The following is a 26593-nucleotide window of genomic DNA, read 5'->3' on the forward strand; positions in this document are numbered from 1 at the left end:
GACGCTAATCAACACCGGGGTCGGTCACTCGTCGAAGGTGCCCGCGGTCAGGTAGCGCTCGCCGCTGTCCCAGAAGACGGTGACGACGAGCGGCTCCTCGCCGGCGTACGCGCCGCGCTCGCGGAGCTCGGCCGCGACGTCCTTCGCGGCGAGGTTGGAGGCCCCGGACGACTGGCCAACCAAGATCCCCTCCTCGCGGGCGAGCCGGCGACACTCGGCCTCCGCGTCCGCGAGCTCGACCGTGTGTACCTCGTCGATCAGGTCGACGTCGAGGTTCGGCGCGACGAACCCCGGACCCATCCCCTGGAAGCGGTCGTCGCCCGGCGGGTCGCCCGAGAGCACGGCGTTGTCCGCGGGCTCGACGGCGTCGATGCGCACGTCCGGGAACGCCTCCCGCAGTCGGCGGCCGATCCCGGAGAGGGTGCCGCCGGTGCCGACCCCGGCGACGAGGGCGTCGACGGTGCGATCCCCCACCTGATCGAGAACCTCCGGCCCCGTCGTCTCGTAGTGCGCGCGGGGGTTAGCGGGGTTCTCGAACTGCCGCAGCTGAACGGTGTTCGGCTCCGATTCGAGCTCGTCGGCGCGCTCCTTCGCGGCCGAGATGTCGCCGTCGACGAGCTCGACGGTCGCGCCGTACGCCTTCATCAGCCGCCGGCGCTCGATCGACTTCCCCTCCGGGATCACGAGCGTGACGTCGTAGCCGCGCGCCGCGCCGGCCATCGCCAGCCCGATGCCGGTGTTGCCCGAGGTGGGCTCGACGATGCGGTCGCCCGGCTCGATCTCGCCGGCCGACTCGGCGGCCTCGATCATGTACAGCGCGGGGCGGTCCTTCGCCGAGCCGCCCGGGTTCCGGGACTCGACTTTCGCCGCCACGGTCGTTCCCGCTGGCGCGTCGACCCGCACCAGCGGCGAGCCGAGCGTCGACAGGATGTCGTCGTCCATTACCCGGACCGAGGCGGTCGCGACCCAAAGGCCCCGCGGACTGCGGCAATCGCTGTCGGCCGCGAACCGCCGAGGGCTCGTCTTGCCACCGACGCGCCGTTTACGTGCCTCCGCGACGTACGCCCGGGCAATGACACTCGAAACGCTCGCGCCCGCCGACGTCGACGCGGACGCGTTCGACGACGCCGTTCTCGACGCGCTCGCGGCCGAGGAGTACGTGTTCAAGGTGTGGGGCGGCGACTGGTGCGGCGACTGCCAGCGCCAGCTCCCGGAGTTCGGCGCCGCGCTCGCGGCCGCCGGGGTCCCGGACGACCGCATCGAGGCGTTCCCGGTGACGAAGGGACCGAACGGCAAGGAGGGCGAACTGGTCGAGGAGTACGGGATCGAGCTGATCCCGACCGTCGTCGTCGAGTCGCCCGGGGGCGAGGAGCTCGCGCGGTTCGTCGAGGAGGCGGAGGTCTCCATCGCGGAGTTCCTGGCCGAGCGGCTCGCGGACGTCGAAGCGACCGCCTGACCCGTTTCCCGTCGTTCAGTCGGCTCTCGCGTTCATGTCGAACGCGTAGTAGAGCGCGGCCATGGTGACGCCCATCGTGACCGCCTGAAATGTCATGGAGGTGCCGAAGAGGACGCCGACCGCGAGGACCGACGCCGTCGCGAACGCGCCGGTGAGGAGCGCGTAGCGGAGCCTGGAGAGACCGCGCGCCCACTCGTCGGCGCGTCGGTACAACTGTCGGGGACCGACCATATCCCGTTCTGTCGGACGGAAAACAAGTGCCTTCGGGTCCCCGCCGAGGCCGATCGCTCAAGTCGGTCCGCCGTCCACCCGGCGTATGGCACGCGTCACGGTCTGGAACGAGTACCGACACGAGCGCGAGAGCGACGTCGTCGCCGAGGTGTACCCCGACGGGATCCACGCCGTCGTCGCGGACGCGCTCCGCGAGGGTGGTCACGAGGTCCGCACCGCGACGCTTGACGAGGGCCCGGACCACGGGCTCACCGAGGCCGCCTTGGACGACACCGACGTGCTCGTCTGGTGGGGCCACGCCGCGCACGACGAGGTGCGCGACGCGGTCGTCGACCGCGTCCACGAGCGCGTCCTCGACGGCACGGGCCTGATCGCGCTCCACTCCGCGCACTACTCGAAGATATTCAAGCGGCTGATGGGCACCAGTTGCTCGCTGAAGTGGCGCGAGGCCGCCGAGCGCGAGCGCCTGTGGACGATCGAACCGGGCCATCCCATCGCGGAGGGGATCGGCGAATACGTCGAACTGGCGGAGACCGAGATGTACGGCGAGCGGTTCGACGTGCCTGCGCCCGACACGCTCGTGTTCACCTCCTGGTTCGAGGGCGGCGAAGTGTTCCGGTCCGGCTGCTGTTACCGCCGCGGGAGCGGGAAGGTGTTCTACTTCCGGCCCGGCCACGAGACGTACCCGATATACCACGACGAGGACGTTCGGCAGGTCCTTCGGAACGCGGTGGAGTGGGCGGCGCCGGGCGACGGCCCCGCGCCCGAGTTCGGCAACGCCGACCCGGTCGAATCGATCGACACGAGCGACGATCGGACCGTCCACTGAGTCGGCGCCGACCGGGCGCGACTCGGGTCCGCCCGCCCGCCCTCTCTCGCTCGCCTCGCCGTCGCCGCCGGTCAGGCCACGTCGCGGAGGTCGATGAACGACTTCATCATCGCCGATTCGGCCTTCCGGAGGTGCTCGGACGCGGTGCTCGGGGCGGCGTCGATCCGGTCGGCCACGTCCTCGACGGACGCCGCGCGCGGTGACTCGTAGTAGCCGCACTCGACGGCGGCCGCGAGCGCGTCGAACTGCCGGTCCGTCAGCTCCGGGTCGAAGAGGTGCTGTCGCCAGTCGTACTCCCCGATCCGGAGCACCTCGCTGTCGATCTGGTCCGGGAGGCCGGCGAGCGCGTCCCGAAGCGGCTCTTGGTCCCCGAGGACGGTCAGCCTCGCGACCCCGTCCGGACGGAAGTCGATCGGCGGGACGACGACGACGCCGGTCCGCCGGAGCGACCCGAACATCGCCTCGTCGACCGCGTCGCGTCGCTGCGTGAGGAAGACGTAGTAGCCCGCCTCGTCGATCCGGGTGATCTCGAACTCCCGGATGCGGTCGACGGACCGCAGCGCGTCGGCGTACACGTCGATGTCGCCCTCGACGTAGAACAGGAACGTGTCGGCCGTCTCGTCGAAGAGGCTGCCGTGGAGGAGCACGTCCCGCTCGACGGCGTCCGACTCGTCGACCAGCCGGTGTATCGGATGGATGAGGGCCGGCGGGTACCGGAGTTCGAGGCGCAGGTACTTCACGCGGGACACTGCCCCCGCCGATCTTATAAATACCCGCATGGAGCCGGCAGAAGCCTCGGGTCGCGCGCCCGCCTCACTTCGGGTATGTCGACTGAGCTGCTGCGCGACGGCGAGGACGGGACGGACGACCCGTTCGGGCCGATCCGCGAACTGGTTACGGCGCGAGAGGAGCACCTGAACGCCCCCGCCGCGAGGATCCGGCCCGACGACGTTCAGGAGGCCCTCTCCGCGCTGCGGTCCGAGGCGGGGTACGACCACCTCGCCTGCGTCACGGCACAGGAGTACGAGGGCCGCTACGAGTCGGTCTACCACCTGCGGTCGTACGACGACCCCACGCGGGAGCTCAGCGTCGTGGTCCCCGCCGACGGCGACGAGCCGGTCTCGGAGTCGGCGGCGCCGGTGTTCCGCACGGCGGACTGGCACGAGCGCGAGGCGTACGACCTCGTCGGCGTCGAGTACGACGACCACCCCGACCTGCGCCGGATCCTCCTGCCGGAGACGTGGCAGGGCCACCCGCTCTCTGCGGACTACGACAGGGACCGGCCGCAGATCGTCTCGCTCTCCGAGAACGAGCCGATCGAGCCCGGCTCCTCGACGGCGGCCGGGAGCGACACGATGCTCCTCAACATCGGGCCGCATCACCCGGCGACCCACGGCGTGCTCCACCTCCAGGTGACGCTGGACGGCGAGGACGTGGTCGGCGTGGAGCCGGACATCGGCTACATCCACCGCTGTGAGGAACAGATGGCGCAGTCCGGCACGTACCGCCACCAGATCATGCCGTACCCGGACCGCTGGGACTGGGGCGGCGGCGGCCTGCTCAACGAGTGGGCCTACGCGCGCGTCGCCGAGGACCTCGCGGACATCGAGGTGCCCGAGTACGCGCTGGTGATCCGCACCATGGCCGCGGAGCTCAGTCGCGTCCTCTCGCACATGCTGGCGATGGGGGCGTACGCGCTCGACGTGATCGGCGACTTCACGGCGACGTTCATGTACGCCATTCAGGAGCGCGAGCGCGTCCAAGACATCCTCGAAGATCTGACGGGCCAGCGGCTGATGTTCAACTACTTCCGGCTCGGCGGCGTCGCGTGGGACCTCCCCGAGCCCCGCGAGGAGTTCCTCCGGGGCGTCCGCGAGTACCTCGACGGGCTCCCGCGCCGCATCGAGGAGTACCACGACCTCCTGACGCGGAACGAGATTCTCCAGCTCCGCACGGTCGACACCGGGACGCTCCCGCCCGAGGTCGCGAAGGAGTACGGGACGACCGGGCCAGTCCTCCGGGGCTCGGGCGTCGACTACGACCTGCGCCGCGACGACCCGTACGGCTACTACGACGAACTCGACTGGGACGTGGTGACCGAGGACGGCTGCGACAACTACAGCCGCCTGCTCGTCCGGATGCGAGAGGTCGAGGAGTCCGCGAAGATCGTCGAGCAGTGCGTCGACCTGCTCGAAGACTGGCCCGAGGGCGAACGGACCGTCCAGGCGAACGTCCCGCGGACGATCCGCCCGGACGACGACACGGAGGTCTACCGCGCGGTCGAGGCCGCGAAGGGGGAACTCGGGATCTACATCCGCGCCGACGGGACGGACGAGCCCGCCCGGTTCAAGATCCGCGGCCCGTCGTTCTCGAACCTCCAGGCGCTCCCCGAGATGGCCGAGGGCGAATCGATCCCGGACCTGATCGCGTCGCTGGGGAGCTTAGACACGATCATGGGCGAGGTCGACCGGTGAGGCCGTCCGAGCGACGAGCCGGCGGCTCGGCGGTGTAGGGCGACCGCCGCTACGGCGCGGACGTTGAAAGGCGACCGCCTCGCGCGAACGCGAGACGACCGGATGTGTCGCACGCCGGCGGCCGGTCGAGTAGCCGTCGACCGCGGGCGCAGTTAAACCCACGCTTACGTGACCGCGACGGACGGACCGGCGCGCCCCGTCAGTCGGGCCGGTGGACCTCGCCGTCGCGCGAGTCGGCGTCCTTCCGTCGGAGCGCGGCGGCGGCGTTGTTCGCGTCGTAGCCGAAGAACACGTCCTTCGCGTACGTCTCGGCCACCTCGGCGGCGTGGATCAGGTCGTCGACGTCGACCTCGACGGCGTACAGCTCCAGCGAGAACGGCGTCTCCGGCGGCGCGCCGTGGAGGTCGTAGTCGCCGCCGAGCCGCGAGCGGAACCCCCGGGCGATGGTCTCCAGCCAGTAGGTCGTCGCGTACTCGGTGTCGTACAGCGGGACGACGAACTCGTCGACGTGGTCGGCGAGCCGGTCGAGGTCGAGGCCGGCGCGCTCGTAGAGGTGATCGGGGTAGGGGTCGGGGTACAGCGTGAGCAGGAGCCGCCCGGGGACGAGGTCGGCCGCCTCGGCGACGAACTCGGTGATCACGTCGGCGCGCCAGTCGGCGAAGTCGTCGCGGTCGCTCTCGGCGAACAGGCGCTCGCAGCGGTCGCAGTGACAGAACCCCTCGCGGGGGAACCCGACGTCGTCGAGGCGCACGTCCCCGTTCGCGTCCGCGCAGTCCGCGATTATTTCGAACAGCCCCTCGCGGTACTCGGGGTGCGTTGGGCAGATGTACGCCCAGTCGAAGTACTCGCGGTCGCGGGTCGCCGGCTCGCCGCGCTCGTCCACCGGGACGAGGTCCTCGTTCTCGCTCGCGGCGGCGTTGTCGCCGAAACACGACACCATGTTCACGGCGTTCGGCAGCGGCTCGGCCGCCCGGCCCGTGACGTCTTTGACCTCGTAGAACCCGAGGTCGAATGGCTCCATCTCGACCTCGTCGGCGTTGCGCGTGACGACCCCGTACATGGCCGCGGCTACGTGGCTGGTCGGTAAAAACGGACGGTCTCGCTGCGGTCGGCCGGGGAGGCGGCCGACGCGCGAGGCGGACCGCCGAGCGGTGCGGTTCGGGGGCGATGCGGTCCGCGGAGGGCGCGGGCGCGGCGCCGCGGCGTTACTCGACTTCGACGGGCTGCTTGTCGCCGGCGAAGAGGAAGTACGCGAGCGCGACGAGCGACAGCACGAGGACGAGCTTGGCTTTCTTGCTCATGTCACACGATTCGTGCGGCGGGCGCTAAAACTTACCGGAGGGCGCGCGTGAGAGACGGCCGCACGCCGACCCCCCGTCGGCGTCTCAGACGTCGATGTGCTCGGCGATGTCGGACCGCAGGATCGTCGCGCAGTAGTCGCAGCGCACGCCGTCGGCGACCACGTCGAAGCGCGTCTCGACCGGTTCGCCGGCGTTCGTGATACAGTTGCGGTTCGGACAGGAGAGCACCCCGGTCACGCCGTCGGGACGGGTGACGCGGTTCTTCTCGACCACCTCGAAGTCGCGGACGATGTTGATCGTCGCCTCCGGCGCGATGAGCGAGAGGACGTCGACCTCGGACTGCGACAGCTCCCGGTCTTCGACCTTCACGATGTCCTTGCGGCCGAGCCGGTCGGAGGGAACGTTCATCCCGACGGAGACGCCGAACCCCTCGGCGCCGTCGATGCCGAGGATGGCGAGGACGTTCAGCGCCTGCCCGGCCTCGACGTGGTCGATGACGGTGCCGTCGCGGATCTTCGAGACGCGGAGCTCGTGCTCGCTCATCGGTCCACCTCCAGTCCTTCGTCACCGTCATGGTTCGCGTTCTCTAAGAGGGTGTCGAGCAGCGCCATCCGCACGGGAATGCCGTTGTGCGCCTGCTCGAAGTAGCGCGCGTGCTCGGTCTCGTCGACGTCGGGCGCGATCTCGTCGACGCGCGGGAGCGGGTGCATGACGGTGAGGTCGTCGTCGGCCGCGTCGAGCGTCTCGGCGTCGATCTGATACTCGCCGGCGACGCGGTGGTACTCGTTCTCGTCCGGGAACCGCTCCTTCTGGATCCGAGTGACGTACAGCACGTCCAGCTCGTCGAGGACGGGCGCTAAGTCCTCGTGCTCGCGGATCTGCGCGCCAGTCTCGTGGAGGTCGAACCGGACCGACCGCGGGAGCCGCAGCGACTCGGGGCTGATGAAGTGCTGGTTGGCGTCGAACTCGGTGAGCGCGGCCGCCAGCGAGTGGACCGTCCGCCCGTACTTCAGGTCGCCCATGATCCCGATGGTGAGGTCGTCGAGCCCGTGGTCCTCGCGGATCGTGTGGAGATCGAGCAGCGTCTGGGAGGGGTGCTGACCCGCGCCGTCGCCGGCGTTGACGACGGGCACGTCCACGCGCTCGCCGGCCAGCGTCGCGGCGCCCTCGCTGGGGTGGCGCAGGACGAGTGCGTCCGCGTACCCCTCGATGACGCGGACGGTGTCGGACAGCGACTCGCCCTTCGAGACGGACGAGGAGTCGACGTCGCCCATGTCGATGGTGTTCATCCCGAGGCGCTTCGCCGCGCTGTCGAAGCTCATCCGCGTCCGCGTGCTGGGCTCGAAGAAGCAGAGCGCGAGCACGCGACCGGCGTGCCGGTCCGCGTAGGCGGCGGGGTCGTCGGCGACCGCTCGGGCCCGGTCGAGCACGGCCTCGATGTCATCCCGCGAGAGCTGGGTCGCGGTGATGAGGTGGTCCTGTCGCATCGTCTGAGATGGGACTCGGCAGTATCTTGAATCCCTCGGCTCCGGCCGCAGCGCGGGTATTCACGGACGTGGGCACCGCCGAGACGACCGTTTCGATATCCGTAACGCCGCCCCGATCGCACGGGCCCGGAGAGCGGGTCGAGCGCCGACCGCCGCCGATCATAAGCCGCCGCGGCCCGAACCGATCCGCATGTCCGAGAACGACCCGGCCGACCTGCTGCCGAACGACCGCGTGAAGCAGAGCGCGCTCGACGGCGACGTGACGCAGCTCCACCGCGGGAACCGCTACGGCGACGAGGGCGACACCTTCGAGGTCGACGGCGCGACGTTCGAACTCACGGAGGTCACCGAGCGCACGCTCGGCGACATGACCGACGAAGACGCGAAGCGCGAGGGGTCGCCCTCGCTTGAGGCGTACAAAGAGCGGATGGTCCGCGCGCACGGCGGCAGCTTCGAGTGGGACGACGACGCGGACGTGGTGCGACACCGCTTCGAGCGCGTCGACGAGTAGCTGACCGACAAGTAGCGGACCGATCACCGGACGGCGACCGGCGCCGCCGAGCCGGCTCAGTCGTCGTCCGCGGCCGCGCCGTCGCCCTCTCCCGCGGCGGTCGCCGCGTCGTCCTCGATGCTCGGCGGGTACTTCCCGCGGTCGAGCTTCAGGTCCGACTGCGGGCGGGCCATACAGGTGAGCGCGTACTCCTCGGCCTCCTCGTCGGTGAGGCCGCGGGCCGCGGGCTGGGTCACCTCGCCCTCGACGATCTCCGCCGAGCAGGCGAGACACATCCCGACGCGGCAGGAGTACTCCTGAGCGATCCCCTCGTCGAAGCACGCGCTGAGGATCGTCTCCGTGTCGGCCACCTCGATCGTCTCGCCGGTGCCGACGAACTCGACGGTGTACTCGGTCATGGCGCCGAGTACCCGCCGCCCCGTCAAAAAGGGTTCCCTCTATCTCGTCGCCGTCGCGGGGACGAAAGACGCGGGCGGCGACGCTCCGACGCGACCATCGCAACGACTAATCCCCCGCCGGACGCTTCCCGAGGTATGACCGGCAAGGCCACCGCGCGAGCCCACCCGATCCAGGGGCTCGTCAAGTACCACGGGATGCGCGACGAGGAACTGCGGCTCCCGTACCACGACAGCATCAGCCTCTGTACCGCCCCGACCGCGACGACCACCACCGTCGAGTGGCAGCCCGACGCGAGCGAGGACACCTACGTCATCGGCGGCGAGGCGGTCGACGGGCGCGCCGCCGAGCGCATCGACATGGTCGTCGACCACGTCCGCGACCTGGCCGGGGTCGACGCCGCGGTCCGGCTGGAGAGCGAGAACTCCTTCCCGTCGAACATCGGCTTCGGCTCCTCGTCGTCCGGGTTCGCGGCCGCCGCGCTCGCCCTGACCGAGGCCGCCGGGCTCGACATGACGCTCCCCGAGGTCTCGACGGTCGCCCGCCGCGGCTCCTCCTCGGCGGCGCGCTCGGTGACGGGCGCGTACTCGCGGCTCGACGCCGGGCTCAACGACGAGGACTGCCGCTCGCACCGGCTCGACGTGGGCGTGAGCGACGACGGCTTCGACCCCGAGGAGGACCTCCGGATCGTCGCCGCCCACGTCCCCGCGTACAAGGAGACGGAGGAGGCGCACCGCGAGGCCGCCGCGAGCCACATGATGCAGGCGCGGACCGCGCACGTCCAGGACCAGCTCGTCGAGATGACCGACGCGCTCCGCGCTGGCTCCTTCGAGCGGATCTTCGAGACCGCCGAGCACGACTCGCTCTCGCTGACGGCCACGACGATGACCGGCCCCGCGGGGTGGGTGTACTGGCAGCCCGAGACGATCGCCGTGTTCAACGCGGTCCGCGAGCTGCGCGAGTCGGGCGTCCCCGTCTACTTCTCGACGGACACCGGCGCGTCGGTGTACGTCAACACGCCCGCGGACCACGCCGACGAGGTGGAGAGCCGGATCGCGGAGGTCGGGATCGACACCGACGTCTGGGAGGTCGGCGGCCCGGCGCGCGTCCTCGACGAGAGCGAGGCGCTCTTCTGACGAACGGTCGAGAAATACGGTCGCCCCGGCGGCGACCCGAGTCCGCGTCGAGACGCGCCGGCCGCGAGGCGGGGGCGCTTCAGTACGGCAGCACGCCGGTCACGGTGCCGAGCAGCGCGACCGCGACGGCGAGCGCCTGCGCGACGAAGAAGGCCTTCGAGGAGGCCCAGCCGAAGTACAGCAGCGCAGCCATCGGGACCGCGCCGATGACCGCCGGCCAGAGGCCCATCGTGAACAGGATCGCGAGGAGGCCGGTCGTCGCGAGGATGAGCACGTCCATGCCGAGCGAGACGAGGTTCCGTCGGCGGAGCTCCTCGGGGTCGAACATCCGCGCCAGCGACCCGCGCCGGTCGCCTCGGTCGTCCGCGGTCGAGGGCGACTCCATCGTCAGTTGCTAAGGGTCTCCTCGTGGGCGTCGTCGAGCGGCCCGACGATGTCTTCGGTCGGCGTGTCGGGCGTGGCCCACAGGCCCTTGAGGACCGACCAGAACTCCTGCTGGAACGGGTTCCCGAGCGCGTCGTCGAGGTCCGGCACGACCGTCACCTCGTCGGCGAGGTCGGGCAGGTTCGCCATCACCTGGATCTCGTAGGCGTCGTCCGGGACCTGCGTGTTGGACGCGATGAACCCGCCCTCCTCGACCCAGACCTGCTGGCCCTCGGCGGAGACGAACGAGCTCAGCGCGTCGCGCGCGGCGTCGACGTTGTCCGAGTACTTCGGTACCGTGAACCAGTTGACCGACGAGGAGATGCCGTCGACGCCGGGCAGCCGGAACACGCCGAGGTCCGAGGGGTCCTCGACCGCGTCCTGCGCCGGCGTGAACGAGCCCATGAAGTACAGCGGGAGGCTGTTGTCCCAGAAGTACTCGTACTGGACGCCGAAGTCGCGGGTCTGACTGAAGTACCCCTCGTCGTGGAGCATCTTGATCTCGTCGAACGCCGCCGCGACCCGGTCGTCCGTGAAGGAGGCGTCTCCGCTGATGAGCCCCTGCTGGAGGGAGGCGCCGTCCTCCTGCCGCATGAAGAAGCCCTCGGTGATGTCGCTGAGCGGCCACCCGGTGCCGTTCCCGGAGGCGATGGGCGCGTCGACGCCGTCGATGGCGGCGATGTCGTCGAGCAGCGTCATGAACTCGTCCCAGCTCTCGGGCTCGGAGAGGCCGTGCTCCTCGAAGAACGACTTCCGGTACCAGAAGCCCGGCTTGAGGTCCATCTTGAACGGCGCGGCGTACACGTCGCCGTCGACGGTGACCCGCGAGGGGTCGACCGCGAAGTCGTCCGCGTTCCAGGCGTCGCCGACCGGCGCCAGGTGGCCGTTCTGCGCGTCGGAGATGATCCGCGCCGGCGAGGGCATCACGACGATGTCCGCGGAGGCGACGCCGGACTCGTAGTCCATGAGGGTCCCGGTGAGCAGGCTGTCGGTGTCGCGCGGGAAGTACTCCATGCTCATCCCGGTGTCCTCCTCCACGAAGCTCATCACCTTGCTGAACGACTCCTGCTCGCCGCCCGACCAGACGCCCGTGATCTCGAGGCCGCTCCCGCTCCCGCCGTCGCCCCCGTCGGAGCCGTCCGACCCGTCGGAGCCGTCGCCGCCGTCGCCGCCGCCACCACCGCCCGAACAGCCCGCGAGCGCAACGCTCCCGAGCACCGACGCGGTGCCGGTCGTCTTCAGTACGTCCCGCCGCGTAGTACAGGATCGATCATCGGACATGTCGTCCGGATTCTTTGGTCCCACTTACTTCAAATTTGCTTATTAATTACCGGTATAGTTACTAACCGAAATTGAACGGGCCCGGAACGCGATCACGGCTATTTATGGGCGTATCGCGGGGTAGTGGGGGATATGACGGACGGAGCCGACCCCGCTTCCGCCGCGTCGAACCGCCTGAATCTCGTCCTCGTTCACTGTCACGACCTGGGGCAACACCTCGGCTGCTACGGGGCCGACGTCGACACGCCGAACATCGACCGGATCGCGGCCGACGGCGCGCGGCTGGCGAACAGCTTCTGTTCGGCCCCGCAGTGCTCGCCGAGCCGGTCCAGCATGATGACGGGCTACTACCCCCACGAGAACGGCGTCATGGGGCTCGCGCACATGGGCTGGGCGCTCGGCGACGAGTGGGAGACGCTGCCGAAGCGCCTCCGAAAGGCGGGCTACGAGACGGCGCTGCTCGGCTTCCAGCACGAGGTCCCGGACGACCCCGAGCGGCTCGGCTACGAGTACGTCGACAGCGGGACCAAGCGCGCCCTCGGGCTCGTCGATGTCGTCGACGACTTCCTCGCCGAGCGCGCGGACGCCGACGAGCCCTTCTTCGTCTCCGTCGGCATCGAGGAGCCGCACCGCCCCTTCCGCCGGGAGTACCTCTCCGACGAGACGTACGACGCGTACGACCCCGACGAGGTCCCGCTCGACGACTTCCCGTACCTCCCGGACGCGCCCGGCGTCCGCGAGGACGTCGCCGACCTCCGCTCGGTGATCTCGGAGGTGCTCGATCCCGCGGTGGGGCGGTACCGCGAGTCGCTCGCCGACCACGGGCTGGCCGAGGAGACGGTGTTCGTCTTCACGACGGACCACGGGCTCGCGATGCCGCGGGCGAAGGGCACCTGTTACGACCCCGGCATCGAGACCGCGCTCCTCGTCCACCAGCCGGGCGTCGTCGAGGGCGGCGCGGTCCACGACGCGCTCGTCACCAACGTCGACTTCGCGCCGACGATGCTGGACCTGCTCGGCGTCGACCCGCCGACGGACGTCTCCGGCGAGTCGTTCGCGCCGCTGCTCCGCGGAGAGTCGCACGACGGCCGGGACCGCGTCTTCGCCGAGATGACGTGGCACGACCGGTACAACCCGATCCGCGTCGTCCGGACGGAGCGGTACAAGTACGTCCGCAACTTCTCCGTGCTCCCGCGGGTGTTCGTCCCGATGGACGTGGCGCCGACGGCCTCGGGACGCGAGGTCCACGAGGAGTTCCACGTCCCGCAGCGCCCGACGGAGGAGCTGTACGACCTCGAAGCCGACCCCGCGGAGTCGGAGAACCTCGCGTCGGACAAGAAGCCGTTCGAGGCGGCGGCCGAGGCGAGCGACCCGGACCCCGACCACGCCGACGCCCTCGACCGGCTTCGCGACGAGCTGGAGTCGTGGATGGAGGCGACCGACGACCCCCTCCTCGACGGCCCCGTCCCGTACCCCGACGTGGCGTGAGCGGCTCGCCGCCGGTCGGGCGTCGGCGCTGGGGCCTCGCGGCCCGTGCGTCTCGGACTCGGTGATTTTTATACACCGAAGTAGTTAATTGATCGTCATGGACACCGAGGAACTCCTGGAGACGCTCCAGGCCGCCGATCTCTCTTATTATCAGGCGAACGCGTACGTCACGCTGCTGGAGCTGGGCACCGCGTCCGCGACCGAGGTCGCGCAGGCCAGCGACGTGCCGGACGCGCGGATCTACGACGTGCTCCGCGACCTCGACGACCTCGGGTACGTGGAGCTGTACGAACAGGAGACGTTCCAGGCGCGCGCGACAGACCCCGAGACCATCGTCGCCGGGCTCACGGACCGGGCGAGCGCGTTCGAGTCGGCGGCCGAGGAGATCGAGGAGCGCTACGAGCGACCGACCCTCGACACCCAGACGGTCAGCATCGTCAAGCGGTTCGACACGGTGCTGGAGGCGGCCCGCACGTTCGTCCGCGACGCCGACACGCAGGTCCACGCGACGCTCACCCGCGACCAGTTCGAGGCGCTCCGGGGCGACCTCTCCGACGCCCGCGACCGCGGCGTCACGGTCAACGTCACGATCCTCGCCCGCGACGGGGACGAGCCGCTCGACGACGGCGACTACGAGGGCGCCGTGACCGTCGCCCACCGGCTCTCCCGGCCCGCCCCGTTCGTCCTCACCTCCGACCTCCGGCGCACGGCGTTCGCGCCCAACCCCGCGGCGGTCGAGGACTACGGGCTGATCCTCCGCAACCGCTCGTTCACCTACGTCTTCTTCTGGCACTCCCTGCTGTTCATGTGGCTCCCCTCGCCCGTGGCGTACGAGGCCGACGAGGCGGGCCCGAAGCGGTACGCCGACATTCGGCAGTTCCTGCTGGAGAACCGCGACCGGATCCGCGGCGACGAGCCGCTCCACGTCGAGGTCGAGGGGCGCGAGACCGACGGCGACCGGTCGGTGACCCTCTCCGGCGAGGTCGTCGAGGCCGAGCACCTCTCTGACGCCGACGGAGACGCGGACAGCGCCCCCACGGTGATGGCGCTGACGGGCACCGCCTCCATGGTCGTCGACGACGGCGAAACGCGCTGGACCGTCGGCGGGTGGGGCGCGACCTACGAGGACGTGGAGGCCGACCGGATCCGCGTGACCGGGGCCGCGCCGGTGAGCGGGGCCGAACCGGCGGAGTGAGGTCGATCGGGGCGGCCGCAGTCGCACCCTGCCGCGCGGCGGGCGGATTTATGCTGGCGGCGCCCGTCGATCGGTCCCGCATGTCACCTCGACCCTCGACCTTCTCGATCGCCGCCCGCGACCCCGAGACCGACGCGGTCGGCGTCGCGGTCCAGTCGAAGTTCGTCGGCGTCGGCGCCGTCGTCCCGTTCGTCAGCGCGGACGCTGGCGCGGTGGCCACCCAGAGCTTCGCGAACGTCGCCTACGGCCCCGACGGGCTCGACCTCCTCCGCGAGGGCCGCACTCCGGCCGAAGCGATCGACCGGCTCACGGCCGCCGACGACGAGGCGCCCTCGCGACAGGTCGGCGTCGTCGGCGTCGACCCCGACGACGAGCCCGCCGCGTTCACCGGCGACGAGTGTCACGACCACGCCGGCGACCGGCAGGGCGACCACTACACGGTCCAGGGGAACATCTTAGAGAACGCCGACACCCTCGACGCGATGGCGGAGGCGTTCGAGGAGACCGACGGCGGCCTCCCGGAGCGGCTCATCGCCGCGCTCCACGCGGGCAACGAGGCCGGCGGCGACAAGCGCGGCGAGCAGTCCGCGGCGCTGTACGTCGCCAAGCCCGAGGGGGGCTACGACGGGAAGAACGACCGCTGGGTCGACGTGCGCGTCGACGACCACGAGCGACCGATCGACGAGTTGGAGCGCGTGTTCAAGATATACGACGTGACCCTCCTCGAACGCGAGGCCCCCGACGAGACCCGCGAGCTCTCCGGGGAGACCGCGGTCGCGGTCCAGTCGGCGCTCGCCGACCTCGGCTTCTACGACGGCGAGCCGAGCGCGGAGTTCGGCGACGACGCCCGCGAGGCCCTGGAGTCGTTCCGCGGCATGAACAACTTCGAGAACCACTCGCTCGCGGTGCTGGAGGACGCGGTCTCGCGCGGCTGGGCGGCCGCCGACGACGGCGGCGACCCCGAGACGCGACTCGTGGACGCCATCTGGCACGGGCTCTCCAGGCTCGACCGGGCCTGACGCCTCGACCGGGACCGACGCCGCCCCGACGCCGTTCTCTCGCCCCAGATGTAGTCGGACCGGGCCGGTCGACTTTTGCCCGTTCGCGTCAGAGCGGGACCATGACCATCGCACCCGACGACGTCGCGGACCTCATCGAGGAGCACCTCCCGGACGCGGTCGCCAGCGTGACCGCGCCCCGGGTCCACGACGACGAGGACGAGGACGCCCACTTCGCGGCCGTCGTCGTCTCGCCCGCCTTCGAGGGCGAGTCGCTCGTCGACCAGCACCAGCTGGTGTACGACGCGGTCGGCGACCACATGACCCGGTCCGTCCACGCCCTGGAGATCAAGACGTACACCCCCGAGGCGTACGCGGAACACGGCGACGGGACCCTCGACGACGAGCTCACCGAGGCCGGGCTGCTCCCGGCCGGGAGCGAGTGAGGGCGGACCCGTGAACGCCGTCGTCGGCCTCGCCCTCATCGGCGCCGTCGCGTGGGGGTGCTGGGCGGTGCTCGCGGACGTCGCCACGCGGTCGATGGCGCCGGAGGCGGCGATGATCGTCTCTTACGCCGTCGGGATCGGCGTCGCCTCCCTGTACGTCCTCTACCGCGGGTCGACCGTCCTGGGGAATGACCCGACCGCGCTGGGCATCGCGGCGCTCGCCGGCGTCGCCTCCGGCGTCGGTGCGGTCGCGTACTACGCCGCGCTCCAGGCCGGCGCCGCGGGGATCGCGACCACGGTCACCGCGCTGTACTTCGTCGTCGCGGCGGTCCTCGGGGTCGTCGTACTCGGCGAGTCGCTGGCGCTCAGCGACGTCGCCGGCATCGGCGCCGCGGTCCTCGCCGTCGTCCTCATCGCCTACTGACCGCCGTCGCCGCCCTCCGCGTCGTCGCCGCCCGTCGTCGGGGTCGACGCCGCGTCCGACGCGCCCGACTCGGCGTCGGCGTCCGCCTCCCCCGCGACGCGGTCGGCGACCAGTTCGGCCAGCGGGTCGACCGTGACCGTCAGGCGGGCGACGAGGAACACCACGGGGACGAGCGCGACGAACAGGAACGCGGCGTCGTACGCCCACGCGGCGCCGTCCAGGACGGGGACCGCGACGCCCGCGAGCCCGCGGTACGCGACGAGGACGGCCCCGAAGACGACGAGCCAGTGGACGACGCCGCCCGCGTTCTCGACGATCCGGTCGGACCGGGCGTCACCTTCCGACTCCGGTTCGCCCAGCGCCAGCCGCGTCAGCAGCGCGAACTTCGGCGCCGCGTACAGGAGGATGCCCGCGACCGCGAGCGAGACGGCCCCCGTCGCGACCGCGGCGAACGTCACGGGCGCGAACGGGACGAGCCGGTCGACCCCGGGCAGCAGGGTGACGACCGCGAGGACGCCGACTATCGCCAGCGCCCCGATCAGGAGCCTGCTCGTCGACCGGACCGTGTCGCGGTCGAGCGCCGTTCCGATCGCTGAGTCGTTCGAGCTCATGTGCGCCCGGCGGTTGCGGACGGACCGACATATAAGCCGGAAGCGTTTGCGCCGATTTTCGGCCGTTTTCGCTCGGGTTAACGCCTCGCTCCGTCACCGTGTCTCGGTAGCAATTGTCTCGGTAGCAGCCCGCACGATACCGCGCGCTGCCGGCTTCCAGTACCTTTTACAGCGTCTCGCGGGAAGGTCGGCGCATGGGTGACGACTACCGCACGGAAGAGGACAGCCTCGGCGAGATGCAGGTGCCGGCGGACGCCTACTGGGGCGCACAGACCCAGCGCGCCGTCGAGAACTTCCCCGTCTCGGGAATCGGCATGAGCCGACGGTTCATCCGCGCGCTCGGCGTCGTGAAGAAGGCGGCCGCGCAGGCCAACCGCGACCTCGGGCTCATCGAGGACGACACCGCGGAGGCGATCGTCGCCGCCGCCGACGAGGTGATCGCGGGCGAGCACGACGACCAGTTCCCGGTCGACGTGTTCCAGACCGGCTCGGGCACCTCCTCGAACATGAACGCCAACGAGGTGATCGCCAACCGCGCCGCAGAGATCGCGGGCGCGGAGATCGGCGACCGCGTCGTCCACCCCAACGACCACGTCAACTACGGCCAGTCGTCGAACGACGTGATCCCCACGGCGATGCACGTCGCCGCCCTGGAGGCGGTCGAGAAGGACCTCGTTCCGGCGCTGGAGACGCTCCACGCCGAGCTGGAGTCGAAGGAGGCCGAGTTCGACGGCGTCGTCAAGACCGGCCGGACGCACCTCCAGGACGCCACCCCGATCCGGCTCGGGCAGGAGTTCGGCGGCTACCGCACGCAGGTCGCGAAGGGCATCGAGCGCGCCGAGGGCGTCCAGTCGAACCTCCGCGAGCTCGCCCTCGGCGGCACGGCGGTCGGCACCGGGCTCAACACCCACCCCGACTTCCCGGAGCTCGCCGCGGAGTACATCTCCGACGAGACCGGGACCGAGTTCCGCGAGGCCGCGAACCACTTCGAGGCGCAGGCGGCCCACGACGCGATGGCGGAGGGTCACGGCGCGCTCAAGACGATCGCCGGCAGCCTCAACAAGATGGCCAACGACCTCCGGCTCCTCGCCTCCGGGCCGCGGAACGGCCTGGGCGAGATCGAGCAGCCCGAGAACCAGCCCGGCTCCTCGATCATGCCCGGGAAGATCAACCCGGTCGTCGCCGAGTCGGTCAACCAGGTTCACAAGCAGGTCGTCGGCAACGACGCCGCCGTCTCCGCGGGCGCCGCGCGCGGCGAGATCGACTTGAACCTCTACAAGCCCGTCATCGCGCACAACTTCCTCGAATCCGCGGAGCTGCTTTCGAACGTCGCCGAGACGTTCGGCGAGCGCTTCGTCGGGAAGCTGGAGGCCAACGAGGAGTTCGCCCGCGAGCGCGTCGAGCAGTCGATGGCGCTGGCGACGGCGCTCAACCCCGCGATCGGCTACGACAAGGCCAGTAAGGTCGCGAAGACGGCCCTGAAGGAGGGCAAGAGCGTCCGCGAGGCCGCCGTCGAGGCCGGCTACCTCACCGAGGAGGAGGCCGACGAGGTCCTCGACCCCGAGGCGATGACCCACCGCGTCATCCTCGGCGACGAGGACTGACCGGGTCGAGCGTCCCCCGAGAGGCCCCTCCGTTTCCTCCCCGTCAGTCGACGATTTCGCAGCCCAGGGCCTCCAGCCGCCGCACGGCGGCCGGCAGGTCCTCGTCTCCGACGAACACGTGGTCCGTCGCGTACGACGAGACGACGAACACCGAGACGTCGACCTCGGCGAGCGCCGTCGCGACCGCCGCGAGGAACCCGACGAGCTCGAAGGGGAGCTCCATCTCGAAGGTCAGGCGCCTCCAGCCGGGCTCGACCGCAGCGGCGTCGACCGCGTCGACATCGTCCTCTTCAATGACGACCGTCGTCTCGCCGTCCGCGCGGACCGTCGCGAACGCGTCCGGGTGTCCCCGGTCGGTCCGGCAGACCGCGTACGTCTCGTCCGACACGCTGACCGCGCCGCCGTCGAGGAACTCGGCCGGGTCCATGCGGACCGCAGGCGCCCGCGAGGCAAAAAGGCGCGTCGTCCGCCGACCCCGCCGCGACCGGTCCGCTCGGTCCCGCGGTCGCCGCGGTTCGCGCCGAATCGGAACCATTTAAGCCGGTGTCGGTACCGATCCCACACGGATGAAACTTCACGAGTATCAAGCGAAGTCTCTCTTCGCGGACGCCGGGATCCCGGTTCCGGACTCCCGGCTCGCGACGAGCGTCGAGGACGCGCTCGACGCCGTCGACGAGATCGGCTACCCGGCCGCGATCAAGGCGCAGGTCCACGTGGGCGGCCGCGGCAAGGCCGGCGGGATCAAGATCGCGACCGACCGCGAGGAGGCCGAGCAGTACGCCGACGAGATCCTCGGGATGGACCTCAAGGGGTACACGGTCGACCGGGTCCTCGTCGAGGCGGGCGTCGACTTCGTCGACGAGCTGTACGTCGGCGTCACGATGGACCGCGGCGAGGGCAAGCCGGTCCTGATGGTGTCGACCGAGGGCGGCGTCAACATCGAGGAGGTCGCCGAGGAGAACCCCGACGCCATCGCGCGCGAGCACGTCGACCCCGCGTTCGGGCTCCACCCCTACCAGGCCCGGAAGGTCGTCTACGAGGCCGGCGTCGACGCCGACGTGGCGCTCGACGTGGCGTCGATCCTCTCGACGCTGTACGAGCTCTACGAGGAGAACGACGCCTCCGAGATCGAGGTCAACCCCGTCATGATCACGAGCGACCGCGACGTGATCGCGGCCGACGCCGTGATGAACATCGACGAGGACGCGCTGTTCCGCCAGCCCGACCTCGCCGACATGGCCGAGGAGTCCTACGAGGACGACCTCGAACGCAAGGCCGGCGAGTACGGCTTCGACTACGTCCGCCTCTCCGGAAACGTCGGGATCATCGGTAACGGCGCCGGACTCGTGATGACGACACTCGACCTGGTCGACTACTACGGCGGCGCGCCCGCCAACTTCCTCGACATCGGCGGCGGCGCCAAGGCCGAGCGCGTCGCGAACGCGCTCGACATGGTGTTCTCCGACGACAACGTCGACGCGGTCGTGTTCAACATCTTCGGCGGGATCACCCGCGGCGACGAGGTCGCGAAGGGGATCAACGAGGCCCTCGAACAGTTCGACGAGATCCCGAAGAAGGTGGTCGTCCGGCTCGCCGGGACGAACGCCGAGGAGGGGATGGAGATTCTGAACACCGACCTCGTCGAGGTCGAGAAGACGCTGGAGGACGCGGTCCAGCGCGCTGTCGCGAACGCCGAGGAGGTGACCCAATGAGCATTTTCGTCGACGACGACACCAGAGTGGTGGTCCAGGGGATCACCGGCGGGGAGGGCAAGTTCCACGCCGGACAGATGATCGAGTACGGCACCAACGTCGTCGCCGGCGCGGTGCCCGGCAAGGGCGGCCAGGAGGTCCACGGCGTCCCGGTTTACGACACCGTGGACGAGGCCGTCGAGGCCGAGGACGCGGACGCCTCCGTGATCTTCGTGCCGCCCGCGTTCGCCGCGGACGCGGTCTTCGAGTCGCTCGACACCGACCTCGACCTCGCGGTCGCGATCACCGAGGGCATCCCGACCCAGGACATGGCGAAGGTGAACAAGCGCCTCGGCGAGACCGACACCCGCCTCATCGGCCCGAACTGTCCGGGGATCATCACGCCCGGCGAGGCGAAACTCGGCATCCTCCCCGGAAACATCTTCTCCGAGGGCAACGTCGGGCTCGTCTCCCGCTCGGGCACGCTCACCTACCAGGTCGTCGACAACCTCACCGAGCGCGGGCTCGGCCAGTCGACCGCCATCGGCATCGGCGGCGACCCGATCATCGGCACCTCCTTCGTCGACGCCCTCGAGGCGTTCGAGGCCGACCCCGACACCGACGCCGTCGTGATGTGCGGCGAGATCGGCGGGGAGGACGAGGAGCAGGCGGCGAAGTTCATCGGCGAGCACATGGACACGCCGGTCGCCGGCTTCATCGCCGGTCGCACCGCTCCGCCGGGCAAGCGCATGGGCCACGCCGGCGCCATCGTCTCCGGCTCCGGGACGGGCACGGCGCAGTCGAAGATCGACGCGCTCAACGACGCGGGCGTCCCCGTCGGCGACACCCCCGAGGAGGTCGCCGACCACGTCGAGGACTTCCTGTAAGGACGCCTCCACCCTCTCTCCCTCGTTTCTCTCCGTTCGAGACGGGTATCCTCCGATTTTCAGGAGCGGTAGCCGGAGCGAAAGCTAAAATTACCGGTGGGGTAACACATGTACATGGATTCCGGTCCCGACGACCCGGCGACGGACGCCGACGCGGCCGCCACGGGCGCGTCGGGACCGACGGCCGCCGACAGCCGCGTCCTGTTCGTGGACGACGAGCCGGGCGTGGCGGACCTCGCCGCCACGCACGTGGAGCGCCTCTTAGACGGCGTCGAGACGGTCACCAGGATGTCCCCCGAGGCCGCGCTCGACGTGGTCCGAAGCGAGCGCGTCGACTGCGTCGTCAGCGACTTCGACATGCCGGGCAAGGACGGACTGGCGTTCCTCGAGGCGGTCCGCGAGGTCGACCCCGGCCTCCCGTTCGTGCTGTTCACGGGGAAGGGGAGCGAGGAGATAGCGAGCGAGGCCATCTCCGCCGGCGTCACCGACTACCTTCAGAAGGGCGCCGGCAAGGACCGCTACGAGATGCTCGCCAACAGCGTCGCGAACGCGCTCGGCCGGCGGCGCGCGGAGCGCGACCTCCGCGACGTGAACGCGAAGGTCACGGCGATCCACGAGTTCGCGGCCGAACTGGCGTCCGTGACCGACGTGGCGACGGTGTTCGACCGCACGGTCGACGCGGCCGAGGACATCTTGGAGTTCGACCGCTGCGTCACCGCCCGCCGCCGCGGCGACCGGGTCGTCCCCGCCGTCCTCTCCGACAGCGTCACCGAGGACGAGGTCCGGACGTTCGACGTCGGCGAGGGCGTCGTCGGGACCACGGTCGCCGAGCAGGAGACGATGGTGGTCGACAATCTCAGCGTCGACCCCGCCGACCCGGACGAACTGGAGGACCCCGCCTCCCCGGGGCGGACCGCCGGCGGGGCCGACCGGCGGGAGGGCTCGGACGTCGCGGACCCGGTCGCCGACGACATCCGGTCGGCGATCAGCGTCCCGATCGGTTCCCACGGGGTGTTACAGGCGGTCTCGAACGGCTACGCCGCGTTCGACGACCGCGACGTGGAGTTCGCGGAGCTGCTCGCGTCCCACGCGGCCAACGCCATCGAGCAGATCGAGACGGAGACCGCGCTCCGCCGGGAGCGCGACCGACTGACGGCGCTGTTCCACGACCTCCCGCTCCCCGCGGTGCGCACCGTCGCGCTCGGGGAGGGCGAGCGCCGCCTCGACGCCGCGAACGACGCGTTCGAAGACACGTTCGGGTACGGCGCCGACAGCGGGTACGAGGAGGTCCGCGAGGCGATCATTCCGGACGACGCCGACACGCCCGACCGGCAAGCGGTGCTCGACCGCGGCGAGCCCTCGCGGCTCGAAGTGCGCCGCCGGACCCCCGACGGGATGCGCGACTTCATCCTCCACGTGATCCCCGTCAAGCAGTCGGACGAGACCGTCATCTACAGCGTCTACGCCGACATCGACGATCAGAAACACGTCGAGCGGACGCTGCGCCGGCTCCACGCGACGACCCGCGAGATGTTCGGCGGCGACGACCGCGAGGAGATCGCCGCGGTGGCCGCGCGCGCCGCCATCGACATCCTCGAGTTTCCGAACAGCGGCGTCCGGCTGTACGACCCGGAGGCGAACGTGCTCCTCCCGACGGCGATAAGCGAGGAGGCGACGGCGGCCTTCGGCGACCGACCCCCGTTCGGGCCGGGCGACGGCCGGATCTGGGAGGCGTTCGAGTCCGGCCAGCCGATCGTCGTCGACGACCTCGACGCGGTCGACACCGCGGTCGGGTACGGCGACCTCCGGAGCCTCCTCGTCGTGCCCCTCGGCGAGCACGGGGTCATGCCCCTCGGGTCGCGCGAACCGGGGTTCTTCGACGAGAGCGACCTCCAGCTGGCGCGCGTCCTCGCCGCGAACGTCACCGTCGCGCTCGATCACGCCGAGCGGACCGAACAGCTCCGCGACCGGGACGCCGCGCTCCAGCGCGAGATAGACCGCTTAGAGAAGTTCGCCGGCCTGGTCTCGCACGACCTTCGGAACCCGCTCAACGTCGCCGCCGGCCGGACCGACCTAGCCCGATCGCTGAGCGACGACGAGGCGGTCCTTGGCGAACTCGACCGGGTCGAGGACGCCCACGAGCGGATGAGCCAGCTGATAGACGACCTGCTCGCGCTGGCGCGGCAGGGCCGGACGGTCGACGAACTCGAGTCCGTCCCGCTGAAGGAGGCGGCCGAACGGGCGTGGCGCACGGTCGACACGGGTGACGCGACGCTCGACGCGGCCGAGGCGGCTTCGACGGCCGAGGCCGACCCGGAGCGGCTCCGCACGCTGTTCGAGAACCTGTTCACGAACAGTGTGGAACACGGCTCGAAAAGCGACACCGATGGCGACGACGGACTCACCGTGACCGTCGGCTCCCTCCCCGACGGGTTCTACGTCGCGGACGACGGGGCCGGCTTCGGGATCGACCCGCAGGAGGCGACGGAGTACGGCCGGTCGAGCACGGAGCGGGGGACCGGGTTCGGCCTCGCGATCGTGCGCGAGATAGCGGCCGCACACGGCTGGGAGCTCTCGATCGACGGCGACGACGGCGCCCGCTTCGAGTTCCGGAGCGGAACCACTATATAAAAACCCGGTTGCCGTGCGCCACCGGCGCACAGGCGGGCCACGGTTATGCGCGAATCGCCACTGTGTGTAACGTATGGACGAAGGAACCCGCGAGCTGCTCGAACCGCTCCCGCCGAGCGCCAAGCTGGTCTACTACGTGCTCGACGCGGAGGGCCGGTTCGACCAGACCGGCCTCGCCGAGGAGACGCGCCTCTCGACGCGCACCGTCCGGTTCGCGGTCGAGAAGCTCACCGAGGTCGGCCTCGTTGAGGAGGGGCTGTGCCCCCGCGACGCCCGCCGCTCGGTCTACCAGGCCGTGCCGCCCGCGGAGCGCGACCCCGTCGACGAGCCCGAGGCGACCGCCGACTCCGCCACCGAGGCCGACGCCCCGGCCGCCGCGGTCGCCGAGGACTGAGCCCGGTCCGCACCGCCGCCGCCGCACCGCCGCACCGCCGCCGAACCGACGCTCGGATCCGTCGCGCTTTTGCCCCCGCGACCGGTAGTGAGCGCACTCCGATGGCGACGTACCACATCGAAACCTACGGCTGTAGCTCGAACCGGGGAGAGAGCCGGGAGATCGAGCGTGCCCTCCGCGACGGCGGGCACCGACCGGCCGACGGCCCCGACGACGCGGACGTCGCCATCCTCAACACCTGTACCGTCGTCGAGAAGACCGAGCGCAACATGCTCCGGCGCGCGGAGGAGCTGGCCGAGACGACCGCCGAACTCGTCGTCACCGGCTGTATGGCGCTCGCGCAGGGCGACCTGTTCGACGAGGCGGACGTCGACGCCGAGATCCTCCACTGGGACGAGGTCCCCGAATACGTGCTCAACGGGGAGTGCCCGACGGTCACGCCCGACGCGGAGCCGGTCCTCGACGGCGTCGTCGGCATCCTCCCCATCGCGCGCGGCTGTATGAGCAACTGCTCGTACTGCATCACCAAGTTCGCCACCGGCCGCGTCGACTCGCCGTCGGTCGAGGAGAACGTCGAGAAGGCCCGCGCCCTCGTTCACGCCGGCGCGAAGGAGATCCGCGTCACCGGCCAGGACACGGGCGTCTACGGCTGGGACGACGGCGAGCGGAAGCTCCCGGAGCTGCTCGACCGGATCTGCGACATCGACGGCGACTTCCGGGTCCGGCTGGGGATGGCGAACCCCGGCGGGATCCACGGGATCCACGAGGAGCTGGCGGACGTGTTCGCCGCGAACGAGGAGCTGTACGACTTCATCCACGCGCCGGTCCAGTCCGGCTCCGACGACGTGCTCGAGGACATGCGCCGGCAACACCGCGTGGAGAAGTTCCGCGAGATCGTCGCGACGTTCGACGACCGGCTCGACCACTGGACGCTCTCGACGGACTTCATCGTCGGCTTCCCCACCGAGGACGAGGCCGACCACGAGCTGTCGATGGACCTCCTCGCCGAGGTCCGCCCGGCGAAGATCAACGTCACCCGCTTCTCGAAGCGCCCCGGCACCGACGCCGCCGACATGAAGGGGCTCGGCGGGACGGTCAAGAAGGAGCGCTCGAAGGCGATGTCCGAGCTGAAGATGGAGGTCGTCGGCGAGGCGTACGAGTCGATGGTCGGCGAGACGTTCGAGGCCCTCGTCGTCGAGGAGGGCACCGGCGACTCCGTGAAGTGCCGCGACGGCGCCTACCGACAGATCATCGTCCAGAACGCCGCCGAGCGCGGGGTCGAGGTCGGCGACTTCGTCACGGTCGAGGTCACCGGGCACAACACGGTGTACGCGTTCGGCGACCCCGTGATGCCCGGGCGCGACCCCGTCGACGGCGACGTCGAGCGGGACGACCGGCCCGAGTCGACGGCCTCGTCCGCGTGAGGGTCGGAGCCACCTCGTTCTCTCCGGCCGATGCGGGGCTCAGGCGGACTCGTCCGCCTCGGGATCCGCCGTCCCGGCGCCCGGGACGTCCGGATCCCCCCACATCGCGGCCCGTTTCGCTCGCCTCCTGAGCTCGGCGGCCTCCGGGACGGGCCCGCTCGGGCCGTCGGACTCGGGACGGTCCGGGAGCCGGATCCGGACGACGGTCCCGCGCGGGTCGTTCTCCGCGAACTCGACCGTCCCGCCGCCCCGCGTCACCGTCCAGTAGATCAGCCACAGCCCGAGCTCCTCGGTGTGTTCGAGCGGCGTCTCCTCGGCGTTCCGAAGCGTCTCCCGCTCGGTCGCGGGGAGGCCGCGCCCGGTGTCCGCGACGACGAGGGTCGTCGCGTCGCCGTCGCGTCCGACGCGCACCGTGACGGTCACGTCGTCGCCGTTGTGCTCGACCGCGTTCCGGAGCGCCTCCTCGAACGCGAGCGGCAGCGACGGGTGTGCGCGGACGATGCGCCGGTCCGGTAGCTCCGTCTCGATCGCCGCCTCGGGGTTTTCCGCGGTCACCCGGTCGACCCGCTCCCGAACGAGGGGCACGAGGTCGAACGACTGGAGCGACTCGGTCCGCCAGATCGACGCGATGCGGCGGGTCCGCTCGCTCGTCTCTGAGAGCTCCGACAGGTGGTCGCGAACGATCGCGGCGCGCTCCGCGACTTCCGCGTCGTCCTCCACGTCCTCGATCCCGTCGAGGTAGCCGAGCGCGACCGACAGCTCGTTCCGGATGTTGTGGCGCAGCACGCGGTCGTTGATCGAGAGCAGGGTCGCCAGCTCCTGGGCCTCGGCGAGCTGCTCGTCGGCCTTCACCGCGTACGGCCCCGCCCGGGACCCGACCGCCCCGCCGAGGCTCGTGGCGAACGCGATAAGGAAGGAGAGCTTGAACGCGTGGTGATCGAGCAGCCAGATGAGCCAGACGACGCCCGCGAGCGAGGCGAACGAGAGGGCGGTGAGGGCGGCGATCCGGACCGCTCGCCACTGCCCGGGCGGGGATATCCCCCAGTCCGGCAGGTCGTACACGGTGTAGAAGACGAACCCGGAGAGCCCGACGATCAGCGCCGATTCGAGCAGCGCCCCCACGTCTCCCCCCTGTAACGCCAGGTGACCGACGCCGAGGCCGGCACAGAGCGTGCCGAGCGCGCCGAACCCGACTCGGGGGGTGACGAGGGAGGCCATCGGGACCCGTACTCCGCCACGGGGCTTATGGGTTTCCCAGCGGGGCGGGTGCGACGG

28 protein-coding genes are annotated in these 26593 nt (G+C 70.6%); 16 read left to right on the top strand and 12 right to left on the bottom strand.

Going from position 1 to position 26593, the window contains the following annotated elements; all coding sequences use genetic code 11:
- Positions 1-24 precede the first annotated feature (24 nt).
- Positions 25-942 (bottom strand): PLP-dependent cysteine synthase family protein, encoded by a 918-nt coding sequence (locus DVK05_RS14780; protein ID WP_121564562.1) that lies wholly within the window; start codon positions 940-942, stop codon positions 25-27.
- A 130-nt stretch (positions 943-1072) separates the two neighbouring features.
- On the opposite strand from DVK05_RS14780, the gene DVK05_RS14785 reads away from it, so the two are divergent.
- Positions 1073-1456 (top strand): thioredoxin domain-containing protein, encoded by a 384-nt coding sequence (locus tag DVK05_RS14785; RefSeq protein ID WP_121564564.1) that lies wholly within the window; start codon positions 1073-1075, stop codon positions 1454-1456.
- A gap of 15 nt (positions 1457-1471) precedes the next feature.
- On the opposite strand, the gene DVK05_RS14790 is transcribed toward DVK05_RS14785, so the two are convergent.
- Positions 1472-1687 (bottom strand): hypothetical protein, encoded by a 216-nt coding sequence (locus DVK05_RS14790; protein WP_121564566.1) that lies wholly within the window; start codon positions 1685-1687, stop codon positions 1472-1474.
- A gap of 85 nt (positions 1688-1772) precedes the next feature.
- Here DVK05_RS14790 and DVK05_RS14795 point away from each other — a divergent pair, with 85 nt between their 5' ends.
- Positions 1773-2516 (top strand): ThuA domain-containing protein, encoded by a 744-nt coding sequence (locus tag DVK05_RS14795; protein WP_121564568.1) that lies wholly within the window; start codon positions 1773-1775, stop codon positions 2514-2516.
- A 71-nt stretch (positions 2517-2587) separates the two neighbouring features.
- Here DVK05_RS14795 and DVK05_RS14800 read toward each other — a convergent pair whose 3' ends face one another.
- Positions 2588-3256 carry a helix-turn-helix domain-containing protein gene (locus DVK05_RS14800; protein ID WP_121564570.1) on the bottom strand — a complete coding sequence of 223 codons (669 nt, stop codon included), beginning with the start codon at positions 3254-3256 and terminating at the stop codon, positions 2588-2590.
- Between the two features lie 84 nt (positions 3257-3340).
- On the opposite strand from DVK05_RS14800, the gene DVK05_RS14805 reads away from it, so the two are divergent.
- Positions 3341-4990, top strand: a complete 1650-nt coding sequence (locus tag DVK05_RS14805) for an NADH-quinone oxidoreductase subunit D (RefSeq protein WP_121564572.1) — start codon at positions 3341-3343, stop codon at positions 4988-4990.
- A gap of 199 nt (positions 4991-5189) precedes the next feature.
- On the opposite strand, the gene DVK05_RS14810 is transcribed toward DVK05_RS14805, so the two are convergent.
- From DVK05_RS14810 to pyrB, 3 genes are all read right to left on the bottom strand, one after another.
- Positions 5190-6050 (bottom strand): hypothetical protein, encoded by an 861-nt coding sequence (locus DVK05_RS14810; protein WP_121564573.1) that lies wholly within the window; start codon positions 6048-6050, stop codon positions 5190-5192.
- A 325-nt stretch (positions 6051-6375) separates the two neighbouring features.
- Positions 6376-6834 (bottom strand): aspartate carbamoyltransferase regulatory subunit, encoded by a 459-nt coding sequence (gene pyrI / locus DVK05_RS14815; protein ID WP_053771366.1) that lies wholly within the window; start codon positions 6832-6834, stop codon positions 6376-6378.
- Positions 6831-7778: an aspartate carbamoyltransferase gene (pyrB, locus tag DVK05_RS14820; RefSeq protein WP_121564575.1), complete on the bottom strand. Its 948-nt coding sequence runs from the start codon at positions 7776-7778 to the stop codon at positions 6831-6833. The genes pyrI and pyrB overlap by 4 nt, the downstream gene beginning before the upstream one ends.
- Before the next feature lie 190 nt (positions 7779-7968).
- Here pyrB and DVK05_RS14825 point away from each other — a divergent pair, with 190 nt between their 5' ends.
- Positions 7969-8289: an ASCH domain-containing protein gene (locus DVK05_RS14825; RefSeq protein WP_121564578.1), complete on the top strand. Its 321-nt coding sequence runs from the start codon at positions 7969-7971 to the stop codon at positions 8287-8289.
- 56 nt (positions 8290-8345) lie between these two features.
- On the opposite strand, the gene DVK05_RS14830 is transcribed toward DVK05_RS14825, so the two are convergent.
- Positions 8346-8687, bottom strand: coding sequence for a 2Fe-2S iron-sulfur cluster-binding protein (locus DVK05_RS14830; protein WP_053771363.1), 342 nt, complete (start codon positions 8685-8687; stop codon positions 8346-8348).
- A 135-nt stretch (positions 8688-8822) separates the two neighbouring features.
- Here DVK05_RS14830 and mvaD point away from each other — a divergent pair, with 135 nt between their 5' ends.
- Positions 8823-9821, top strand: coding sequence for a phosphomevalonate decarboxylase MvaD (gene mvaD / locus DVK05_RS14835; protein WP_121564580.1), 999 nt, complete (start codon positions 8823-8825; stop codon positions 9819-9821).
- 79 nt (positions 9822-9900) lie between these two features.
- On the opposite strand, the gene DVK05_RS14840 is transcribed toward mvaD, so the two are convergent.
- Together DVK05_RS14840 and DVK05_RS14845 are read right to left on the bottom strand one after the other, a co-directional pair.
- Positions 9901-10206 carry a hypothetical protein gene (locus DVK05_RS14840; protein WP_121564582.1) on the bottom strand — a complete coding sequence of 102 codons (306 nt, stop codon included), beginning with the start codon at positions 10204-10206 and terminating at the stop codon, positions 9901-9903.
- 2 nt (positions 10207-10208) lie between these two features.
- Positions 10209-11462 carry an ABC transporter substrate-binding protein gene (locus tag DVK05_RS14845; protein WP_121564584.1) on the bottom strand — a complete coding sequence of 418 codons (1254 nt, stop codon included), beginning with the start codon at positions 11460-11462 and terminating at the stop codon, positions 10209-10211.
- Between the two features lie 195 nt (positions 11463-11657).
- Between DVK05_RS14845 and DVK05_RS14850 the strand changes: the two genes are divergently transcribed.
- From DVK05_RS14850 to DVK05_RS14870, 5 genes are all read left to right on the top strand, one after another.
- Entirely contained in the window at positions 11658-13013 is a 1356-nt protein-coding gene (locus tag DVK05_RS14850) for a sulfatase (RefSeq protein WP_121564586.1), read from the top strand.
- Between the two features lie 97 nt (positions 13014-13110).
- On the top strand, positions 13111-14208 hold the full coding sequence (locus tag DVK05_RS14855; protein WP_121564588.1) for a TrmB family transcriptional regulator: 1098 nt from the start codon (positions 13111-13113) through the stop codon (positions 14206-14208).
- Positions 14209-14288: 80 nt separating this feature from the next.
- A complete protein-coding gene (locus DVK05_RS14860) occupies positions 14289-15227 on the top strand; it encodes a DUF1028 domain-containing protein (RefSeq protein WP_121564590.1) in 939 nt (312 codons plus the stop codon).
- Between the two features lie 101 nt (positions 15228-15328).
- Positions 15329-15652, top strand: a complete 324-nt coding sequence (locus DVK05_RS14865; RefSeq protein ID WP_121564592.1) for a BolA family protein — start codon at positions 15329-15331, stop codon at positions 15650-15652.
- 10 nt (positions 15653-15662) lie between these two features.
- Complete coding sequence (locus DVK05_RS14870; protein ID WP_121564594.1) at positions 15663-16076, top strand: EamA family transporter; 414 nt, start codon at positions 15663-15665, stop codon at positions 16074-16076.
- Here the strand turns inward: DVK05_RS14870 and DVK05_RS14875 are convergent.
- The gene (locus DVK05_RS14875) at positions 16070-16687 is read right to left on the bottom strand and encodes a hypothetical protein (RefSeq protein ID WP_233559437.1); all 618 of its coding nucleotides are present in this window, start codon (positions 16685-16687) and stop codon (positions 16070-16072) included. The genes DVK05_RS14870 and DVK05_RS14875 overlap by 7 nt on opposite strands.
- A gap of 194 nt (positions 16688-16881) precedes the next feature.
- Between DVK05_RS14875 and DVK05_RS14880 the strand changes: the two genes are divergently transcribed.
- Positions 16882-18291, top strand: coding sequence for a class II fumarate hydratase (locus tag DVK05_RS14880; protein ID WP_121564596.1), 1410 nt, complete (start codon positions 16882-16884; stop codon positions 18289-18291).
- A 43-nt stretch (positions 18292-18334) separates the two neighbouring features.
- On the opposite strand, the gene DVK05_RS14885 is transcribed toward DVK05_RS14880, so the two are convergent.
- Positions 18335-18718: an ACT domain-containing protein gene (locus DVK05_RS14885; RefSeq protein ID WP_121564598.1), complete on the bottom strand. Its 384-nt coding sequence runs from the start codon at positions 18716-18718 to the stop codon at positions 18335-18337.
- A 139-nt stretch (positions 18719-18857) separates the two neighbouring features.
- Here DVK05_RS14885 and sucC point away from each other — a divergent pair, with 139 nt between their 5' ends.
- From sucC to DVK05_RS14910, 5 genes are all read left to right on the top strand, one after another.
- Positions 18858-20003, top strand: a complete 1146-nt coding sequence (gene sucC / locus DVK05_RS14890) for an ADP-forming succinate--CoA ligase subunit beta (protein WP_121564600.1) — start codon at positions 18858-18860, stop codon at positions 20001-20003.
- Positions 20000-20869: a succinate--CoA ligase subunit alpha gene (sucD, locus tag DVK05_RS14895; RefSeq protein WP_121564602.1), complete on the top strand. Its 870-nt coding sequence runs from the start codon at positions 20000-20002 to the stop codon at positions 20867-20869. The genes sucC and sucD overlap by 4 nt, the downstream gene beginning before the upstream one ends.
- Positions 20870-20983: 114 nt before the next feature.
- Positions 20984-23500, top strand: coding sequence for a GAF domain-containing protein (locus DVK05_RS14900; protein WP_121564604.1), 2517 nt, complete (start codon positions 20984-20986; stop codon positions 23498-23500).
- Between the two features lie 73 nt (positions 23501-23573).
- Positions 23574-23894: an ArsR family transcriptional regulator gene (locus DVK05_RS14905; protein ID WP_121564606.1), complete on the top strand. Its 321-nt coding sequence runs from the start codon at positions 23574-23576 to the stop codon at positions 23892-23894.
- Positions 23895-23995: 101 nt separating this feature from the next.
- Positions 23996-25318: a tRNA (N(6)-L-threonylcarbamoyladenosine(37)-C(2))-methylthiotransferase gene (locus DVK05_RS14910; RefSeq protein WP_121564608.1), complete on the top strand. Its 1323-nt coding sequence runs from the start codon at positions 23996-23998 to the stop codon at positions 25316-25318.
- 39 nt (positions 25319-25357) lie between these two features.
- Here the strand turns inward: DVK05_RS14910 and DVK05_RS14915 are convergent, their stop codons facing one another.
- On the bottom strand, positions 25358-26536 hold the full coding sequence (locus DVK05_RS14915) for a sensor histidine kinase KdpD (protein ID WP_121564610.1): 1179 nt from the start codon (positions 26534-26536) through the stop codon (positions 25358-25360).
- Positions 26537-26593 lie beyond the last annotated feature (57 nt).

Origin of the sequence: Halorubrum sp. Atlit-8R (assembly GCF_003666025.1) — an archaeon.
GTDB lineage: Archaea > Halobacteriota > Halobacteria > Halobacteriales > Haloferacaceae > Halorubrum > Halorubrum salinarum.